Below are 7,678 nucleotides of genomic sequence, written 5' to 3'. Positions count from 1 at the left end.
ATCTTTTGGTAAAATTTTACGTAAACTTCGCATTGATCACTCAGAACGCCTCTTAGATATGGCTAAGACATTAGGTATATCTGTAGCGTTTTTATCTTCTGTAGAAATTGGCAAGAAATCAGTACCGGTTGGTATGGAAGAGAAGATCATAGAGCTGTACGGTTTAGATCAAGAGAAGGCTTCATTGTTAAGAAAAGAAGCCTATGCATGTCGCAAGAGTTTTACAATCAAATCTTCAGACCCATTTCGCGGTGAAATTATTGGTATATTTGTTAGAAACTTAGAGAATTTTTCACAAGAAGACTTAGCAAAACTAAAAAAACTGTTCGAGGAAATCGGTAAAAAAACAGGCGTCCTATAGAGGAATATCAGAAAGTCCTATTCCCATACTTTTATCTACACACCCCGTACCTTAAAAAAGATGTTTAGAATCAATAAGTTATGTTTAATAAAAAAAGGAGTGGTGCCCAGACGCGGATTCGAACCACGGACACGCGGATTTTCAGTCCGCTGCTCTACCTACTGAGCTATCTGGGCATGCCCCATAAAAAATATAGAGCGTGTGCGGTTATAACATTAAAATTTTCTCTGTCCAGTCATCAAAAGAAAAATAATTGATTTTTTAATAAGTTTATCTCTCTATTCTAGAGAATTATCAATGAATCTTTATCGTAAAATAAACTTGATAGGTATGCTGTGATACGTTAGTGTTATCGTTATCAGAATGCTATCTTATCGTGGTGATGATACGAAAAAAAATAAAAGAATCAATTGAGAGGCATGATTTAGAAAGATTTTTTTACAAAATTTCCGTGATTTTTAAGCCTACGAAATAATAGAAAACATTTTTGACTTTTTTCTAAAAAGACTCTTGATTAGTCTTTATAACAATTTGTTTTTCTTTATAAAGGAAGAAAAACATCTAAAAAGGGGAGAAATAATGATAATGTTACAAAAACCAAGCAGTCGTCCCAAGAATACTAATTTTTCTTCAGGTCCTTGTAGCAAACGGCCTGGGTGGACTTTTGATGTTCTTAAAAATGCTTTAGTTGGGCGTTCGCATAGATCGAGAGAAGCAGAATTAAAACTTGCTGAAGTTGTTAATTTAACCCGTGAGATTCTTGAGGTTCCTTCTGAGCATCGTGTAGGAATTATGCCAGGTTCAGATACCGGTGCTGTTGAAGCTTCCCTATGGTCTTTATTAGGTGAGCGTGGCATTGATATGGCAGCGTGGGAAAGTTTTGGATTTGGGTGGAATAAAGATGTTGTCGAGCAATTAAAACTTTCTGATGTGCGCCGTTTTGAAGCCCCATATGGTGAAATACCAGATTTAACCCAACTTAATTTTGATCGTGATGTTGTTTTTACATGGAATGGGACAACTTCTGGTGTGCGTATTCCTAATGCAGATTTCATTCCGGATAAGCGGGCAGGATTGACCATTTGTGATGCAACATCGGCAGCTTTTGCGCAATATCTTGATTTTTCAAAATTAGATGTTGTTACTTTTTCGTGGCAAAAAGTTTTGGGAGGTGAAGCGGCTCATGGTATGGTAATTTTAAGCCCTCGTGCTGTTGAGAGGCTTGAGAATCATGTTCCAGCTTGGCCTATGCCTCAACTTTTCTGTATGACAAAAAATGGAAAATTGAATGAAGATATTTTTAAAGGAAAGATAATCAATACGCCTTCTATGCTTTGTGTTGAGGATTTTCTTGATGGGTTGAAGTGGGCAAAGTCTCTAGGAGGTGCAGCGGCATTAAGAGCGCGGGTTGAGAAAAACTTTTCTGTACTTGATGCTTTTGTTCGTAAAACACCATGGTTAGAATATTTAGCAAAAGATCCTGAAGTGCGTTCTAACACATCTATTTGTTTAGATATTGTAGATCCAGTGATTACTGCTTTAGATACTGAAAAGCGAGTGTCTTTTATAAAAGCGGTTGTGAATCGTCTTGATGAGGAAGGTGTTGCTTATGATATCGGTTCGTATCGCGATGCGCCTCCTGGGCTTCGAATTTGGGCGGGTATAACAATTGAGGCTTCCGATCTCGAAATTTTAACACAATGGCTTGAATGGGCGTTCCAAGTTGAAAAAGCACAGCTTTAAAGAATGACGGGTGATTTTTACACCGCATTTTAAACAGAAAAAGGGATACGAGAGATTATTATGATCTTTCGTATTCTTGTATCAGACAAACAACAACTTCTGAATAATTGACATGAATTGTAAAAGATTAAGAGGGGAAATGAATACTTTGTTAGGTTTTGGGTAAAGCACCAATTAAAATCTCTCTAACTTTTTACTTTTTGTAGCAAAAATGACAGATTTAGAATATTTTGGGGTTTGCTTATCTTTATTATCATAAATTTGAAAATTTAATTACTTGAAGATTGAGAAAAAACTGAAATGAGGAGTCGCACTTGCTCTAAGGTTTCGTTATACAGAGCTATTTGTTTTTGAATGCTGGTTTTTTGACCAAACACGACGGAGAAAGTTATGGCCAATGTAGTTGTTGTCGGTACACAGTGGGGTGATGAAGGCAAAGGTAAAATTGTAGATTGGTTGTCTGAGCGGGCAGATATCGTTGTGAGATATCAGGGAGGGCATAATGCTGGTCACACATTGGTTATTGATGGAGTGAGTTATAAATTATCACTTTTACCGTCTGGTTTAGTTCGTGGGAAGTTATCAATCATTGGTAATGGTGTTGTTGTTGATCCTCATCATTTTGTTGCAGAATTAAAAAAACTATGTGATCAGGGTATAAAAATTACACCAGAAGTTTTACGGATTGCTGAAAATGCGCCCTTAATTCTTTCTTTGCATCGTGATCTTGATGCAATTCGAGAAAGCGGTTTATCAGGTTTAAAGATTGGGACAACAAAGCGTGGTATTGGGCCGGCTTATGAAGATAAGGTGGGACGTCGCGCTATCCGAGTGATGGATTTAGCAGAAAAAGATACGCTTATGGCTAAAATTGAGCGGCTTTTAAGGCATCATAATGCTTTGCGTTGTGGGATGGGGGTTGCAGAGATTGATTCTCAAGCGCTTTATGATGAATTGATGCAAGTTGCAGATAAAATTCTGCCCTTTATGGATTGTACGTGGCGTCTTTTAGATGAAGGTTATCGGGAAGGAAAGCACATTCTTTTTGAAGGGGCGCAAGGTGCTTTACTCGATAATGATTTTGGAACTTATCCTTATGTAACATCATCGAATACAGTGGCTGGGCAGGCAGGTACAGGATCTGGGATGGGACCTAGCGCAATCAATTATGTTTTGGGTATTGCAAAAGCTTATACCACACGCGTTGGAGAAGGACCATTTCCAACAGAGCAGATAAATGATATTGGTGAATTTCTTGGGACTCGTGGACATGAATTTGGTGTTGTAACAGGTCGAAAGCGTCGATGTGGTTGGTTTGATGCTGTTTTAGTTCGTCAGATGGTAGCAATTTGTGGTGTTCAAGGTATAGCATTGACAAAACTTGATGTTTTGGATGGTTTGGATGAAATAAAAATTTGTATTGGTTATGAGCTTGATGATAAAAAGATTGATTATTTACCTTCTTCTATGGGAGCTCAAGCCCGTGTAAAGCCTATTTATGAAACATTAGAAGGCTGGAAGGAAAAAACGGCCCATGCATTGAGGTGGGAAGATTTACCAGTACAGGCTGTTAAATATATACGCTATATCGAAGCATTGATTAATACAAAAGTAGCTTTATTATCTACGAGTCCAGAACGTGAAGATACTATTCTTATTACAGATCCCTTTGCAAATTGATTATTGTTTTTAAGTTTCCATATGGATTCTTTATGCATTTCTATGTCTTTTAACAAAGAGCGTTTTTAAGAGCGCATGAGAGAGAGGTGTAAAATAACATTGTTTATTTTTCATATTCATTTTATATTATTACGATAGTTGCACCAATATAAATGACAATTAATTTATGAGGCTAAAAGGTGTTTTGGCTTTAGGGCTGAGGTTTCTTTTCTCAGTTTAAGAGAGATTATAGAGGAAATGGTAGATTTCGTTGGAATCTTAAAAAAAACAATTGATGCGCAAAATAATGTTACACCACAAGTGCGTAAGCGGATTTATAAACGGGCTATCGAAACGTTAGAACATCAATTTTTAACAGCGAAAATGCCGCAAACAATAGCAGAGGAACAAAGAAAGATTCTTCGAGGTGCTATTACAGCTGTTGAAGAAGAATATTTAGCGGTGGAAAAGAAGTTGCTCTCTTCAGTTATTGGGTGGGATCCCACAAATCTAAATGAGGATAGAAAATATACAAAAGAAACCATACGATCAAAGAATAATGAATTTTCAGTTGTAAATACAAAAAGCAAGCAGAATTTTGTTATATATTCAAAGGATAACAAGGTATTTGATGATCCTCGTATATCAGATATACCAGAGGCAGAGCCCGTTAATATGGGCGCTTATTTGCCTTCTGAGCATGTTAATGGCTGCGCGTTAAAGGTTTCTCCTTCACAAGAAGATAATCCGCATATTGTTTCGCATATTTTTTCTCAAGCTTTACGTCGTGCGAATAAATCATTGGTACAAAGGCGTATTGTGATAAGTGCTGTTTCTGTTGTGAGTTTTGTTGTTTTAACTGTTGGTATTTTTTTTATTGGGGAACGTGTATTTGTATCAAATGATCAGTTGTTAGGGGAAAATCTTCAAGCTTTTCACGGAGCACCAAAAGCGCTTTCGGTTAAGAGAAAGTTAACACAACGCTTATTAGAGGATGGGAGTGAAGTTGATGTTGGCTTAAAACAAGCAGCAGATTCTTCCGATGAAGAAGGAACTTCAACAGTTGTTGCGAACAATTTGCAATCTCTTGAAAAATCAGGTGAAGCTGTTTTTTATCAAGCACGTACAAATTATGATGCAGAAAAGGTAGCAACGGGAAGCGCTCGCTGGACGCTTATAAGGGAATCTCATGTAAAGGGGGCTTCAGAAGAAGTGGCTATACAAGGTGATATAACAATTCCCGATGAAGGGCTATCATTACGGTTAATTTTACGTCGTAATACCGATCAGTCATTTCCTGCGGCATATATTATGGACCTTATTTTTATTCTTTCTGATAAATTTTCAGGCAAAGCTATAAGCAATGTTCAAGCTTTAACCTTTAAAGCAAGTGAACACTCCATTGGGCAGGCTTTAACAAGAACTGTTTCCACAAAGATTAATGATGATTTTTTTCTTATTGCATTGAGTAGGAATCACCCATTTCTCGACCGAAATTTACAATTGATGCGAGAATTACGTTGGATGCGTTTGGTGTTAACGGATAAAAACGGACGCATAAATGAACTCACCTTTGCAAAAGGTCCAACAGGTGAGTCTATTTTTAATGAAGCTATTGAAAAATGGCTTGCACAACAAGATAAGTTAACAGTTCTTGATCAAAAAAATAAAACATAGATGCAAATAAGATAAAGGTTATTTCTCACCATCTGTTTTTATCAGTTATACTTAAACGTATTCAATAAAGCTTACACACTAATAACTCACAAAGAATTTGAGAGGTCACCACCAGTACAAAGCCAACAGCCATTTTTCTCATTTTCAATTTAAGAATATGCAAACAATTGGCTTCATACCTAATCTAGAGTTTTATACTTGACTTTGAGATAAAGCAAAATCTCTGATAGAGTTTTGTACCTTTTCAAATGCACGCATTTCAATCTGTCTCACTCGTTCTCGACTAATGTTAAATTCACCAGAGAGTTCCTCTAGAGTTAATGGTATATCATTTAAACGACGTGCTTCGAATATACGCCTTTCGCGATCATTGAGATTGTTCATAGCATTGACAAGCATGGAACGACGATTTTCCAATTCACTTTTCTCAATTAAAGTTTGTTCTTGATTGTTAGATTCATCTACCAACCAATCTTGCAACTCACTGTTTTCTCCTTCTTTTGTACGAAGGGGTGCGTTGAGTGAAGTATCACCACCAAGTCGGCGATTCATCGATACAACTTCATCTTCTGTGACATTCAACTGGGTCGCAATTTCTTTTACTTGTTCTCCATTGAGATCGCCGCTATCAAGAGCTTGAAGTTTATTCTTTAACTTACGAAGGTTGAAGAACAAGCGCTTTTGATTGGCTGTTGTCCCCATTTTCACTAAACTCCAAGACCGCAATACATATTCCTGGATTGATGCTTTAATCCACCATATTGCATAGGTTGCAAGACGAAAACCACGCTCTGGTTCAAAACGTTTAACAGCCTGCATAAGTCCGATATTGCCCTCAGAAATGACTTCCCCAATGGGGAGTCCGTACCCTCGATATCCCATGGCGATTTTAGCGACGAGACGCAAATGGCTGGTAACCAGCCTATGTGCAGCTTTTAGATCATTATGCTCACGGTAACGCTGAGCGAGCATATACTCTTCTTTTGGCTCAAGCATCGGAAAACGACGCACTTCTTCCAAGTAACGATTTAATCCACCATCACTTGTGATGACTGATAACAAATTCATATGGGCCATATAGCACCCTCCTTTTATCTGAATTCCCTAAATAAGGCAAATTCCATGTTTTAAGATAGTCAACTATCCTTATAACCTCACTTTAGCATATTTTTCAATTTTGTTCAAAAAAAGATATTTTATTGTGAAATCTTGAGACGAAGAAAAGTTTCAATTCATTTTTTTAAAATGTTTAATAAGTTGAGCCATATCTTGAGGTAGCGGTGCGGAAAATGACATAACTTTACCGGAAGCAGGATGTTCAAAGGTAAGACTTACAGCATGAAGTGCTTGTCGATGGAATTGGTCGATTGCATTTTTAATAGTGGGATTAAGGATGTTTGATTTTGTTTTAAAAGCATTTCCATAAACCGTATCACCGATGAGAGGATGTCCGATATGCGCCATATGAACACGGATCTGATGGGTGCGTCCGGTTTCTAGACGACATTCCAGAAGGCTAGCAAAAGACGTTGAGTCTGCATAAGTACCATATTTTTCAAGTAGAGAAAAATGTGTAACAGCATGACGTGCACGAGGGTTTTGGTTCTGGACGACAGCTTGCTTGGTTCGGTTATGGGGCGAACGGCCAAGTGATGCATCAATTGTCCAGACATTGCGGTGAGGTGTCCCCCAAATCAAGGCATGATAGCGTCGATCTAGTGCGCAGGTACGTCCATGATCAGAAAATTGAGCACTGAGACTTTTGTGAGCCAGATCATTTTTTGCAACGACCATAACACCGCTTGTATTTTTATCAAGACGGTGGACAATGCCAGGGCGTTTAACACCCCCTATACCAGATAAACTATTCCCACAGTGGTAGATAAGGGCATTAACCAACGTACCAGTCCAATTACCATTGCCAGGATGAACAACAAGACCTGCTGGTTTGTTAATAACAATGACATGATCATCTTCATACAGGATGTCCAATGCAATGGCTTCAGCGTTAGGTTCTGCATCACGAAGGTTAGGCATTGCCAATTCAATTATTTGGTTAGATTTTAATTTTGTTTTTGGTTCCTTTATGAATTGACCATCAATTTTAAGACAGCCTTCACGGATGAGGGTTTGCAAACGCGAACGTGAGAGCACATCATGATATTGTTTTGCGAGCCACTGATCAAGACGTTGCCCAAGAGCACCTTCATCCGTTATTTTCTGTATTACCATATGATT

The 7,678-nt window shown here is 37.9% G+C and carries 6 protein-coding genes and 1 tRNA gene; 4 read left to right on the top strand and 3 right to left on the bottom strand.

What is annotated here, in order from left to right; genetic code table 11:
- On the top strand, positions 1 to 361 hold a 361-nt coding region (locus CER18_RS03525; RefSeq protein ID WP_100128717.1), incomplete at its 5' end, for a helix-turn-helix domain-containing protein.
- Between the two features lie 100 nt (positions 362 to 461).
- Here CER18_RS03525 and CER18_RS03520 read toward each other — a convergent pair.
- Positions 462 to 537, bottom strand: a tRNA-Phe gene (locus CER18_RS03520).
- A 403-nt stretch (positions 538 to 940) separates the two neighbouring features.
- On the opposite strand from CER18_RS03520, the gene CER18_RS03515 reads away from it, so the two are divergent.
- The 3 genes from CER18_RS03515 (at position 941) to CER18_RS03505 (ending at position 5,440) form a co-directional block, all read left to right on the top strand.
- The gene (locus CER18_RS03515) at positions 941 to 2,104 is read left to right on the top strand and encodes a phosphoserine transaminase (RefSeq protein ID WP_100128716.1); all 1,164 of its coding nucleotides are present in this window, start codon (positions 941 to 943) and stop codon (positions 2,102 to 2,104) included.
- 390 nt (positions 2,105 to 2,494) lie between these two features.
- Positions 2,495 to 3,784 (top strand): adenylosuccinate synthase, encoded by a 1,290-nt coding sequence (locus CER18_RS03510; protein WP_100128715.1) that lies wholly within the window; start codon positions 2,495 to 2,497, stop codon positions 3,782 to 3,784.
- Positions 3,785 to 4,021: 237 nt separating this feature from the next.
- Positions 4,022 to 5,440, top strand: a complete 1,419-nt coding sequence (locus CER18_RS03505; protein ID WP_100128714.1) for a hypothetical protein — start codon at positions 4,022 to 4,024, stop codon at positions 5,438 to 5,440.
- A gap of 192 nt (positions 5,441 to 5,632) precedes the next feature.
- On the opposite strand, the gene rpoH is transcribed toward CER18_RS03505, so the two are convergent.
- Positions 5,633 to 6,517, bottom strand: a complete 885-nt coding sequence (gene rpoH / locus CER18_RS03500; protein WP_100128713.1) for an RNA polymerase sigma factor RpoH — start codon at positions 6,515 to 6,517, stop codon at positions 5,633 to 5,635.
- A gap of 150 nt (positions 6,518 to 6,667) precedes the next feature.
- Positions 6,668 to 7,672 (bottom strand): RluA family pseudouridine synthase, encoded by a 1,005-nt coding sequence (locus CER18_RS03495; protein ID WP_100128712.1) that lies wholly within the window; start codon positions 7,670 to 7,672, stop codon positions 6,668 to 6,670.
- Positions 7,673 to 7,678: the final 6 nt, after the last annotated feature.

It is taken from the genome of Bartonella tribocorum, from assembly GCF_002777915.1.
Classification (GTDB): Bacteria; Pseudomonadota; Alphaproteobacteria; order Rhizobiales; family Rhizobiaceae; genus Bartonella; species Bartonella tribocorum_A.
Note: the sequence above shows the minus strand (reverse complement) of the source record. Positions and strands in the feature narration are given on the sequence as shown.

Excerpts from the sequence above, each read along its gene's own strand:
- CER18_RS03515 (WP_100128716.1), top strand. The coding sequence starts at position 941 with ATGATAATGTTACAAAAACCAAGCAGTCGTCCCAAGAATACTAATTTT.
- CER18_RS03495 (WP_100128712.1), bottom strand. The coding sequence starts at position 7,672 with ATGGTAATACAGAAAATAACGGATGAAGGTGCTCTTGGGCAACGTCTT.
- CER18_RS03505 (WP_100128714.1), top strand. The coding sequence starts at position 4,022 with ATGGTAGATTTCGTTGGAATCTTAAAAAAAACAATTGATGCGCAAAAT.
- rpoH (WP_100128713.1), bottom strand. The coding sequence starts at position 6,517 with ATGGCCCATATGAATTTGTTATCAGTCATCACAAGTGATGGTGGATTA.
- CER18_RS03510 (WP_100128715.1), top strand. The coding sequence starts at position 2,495 with ATGGCCAATGTAGTTGTTGTCGGTACACAGTGGGGTGATGAAGGCAAA.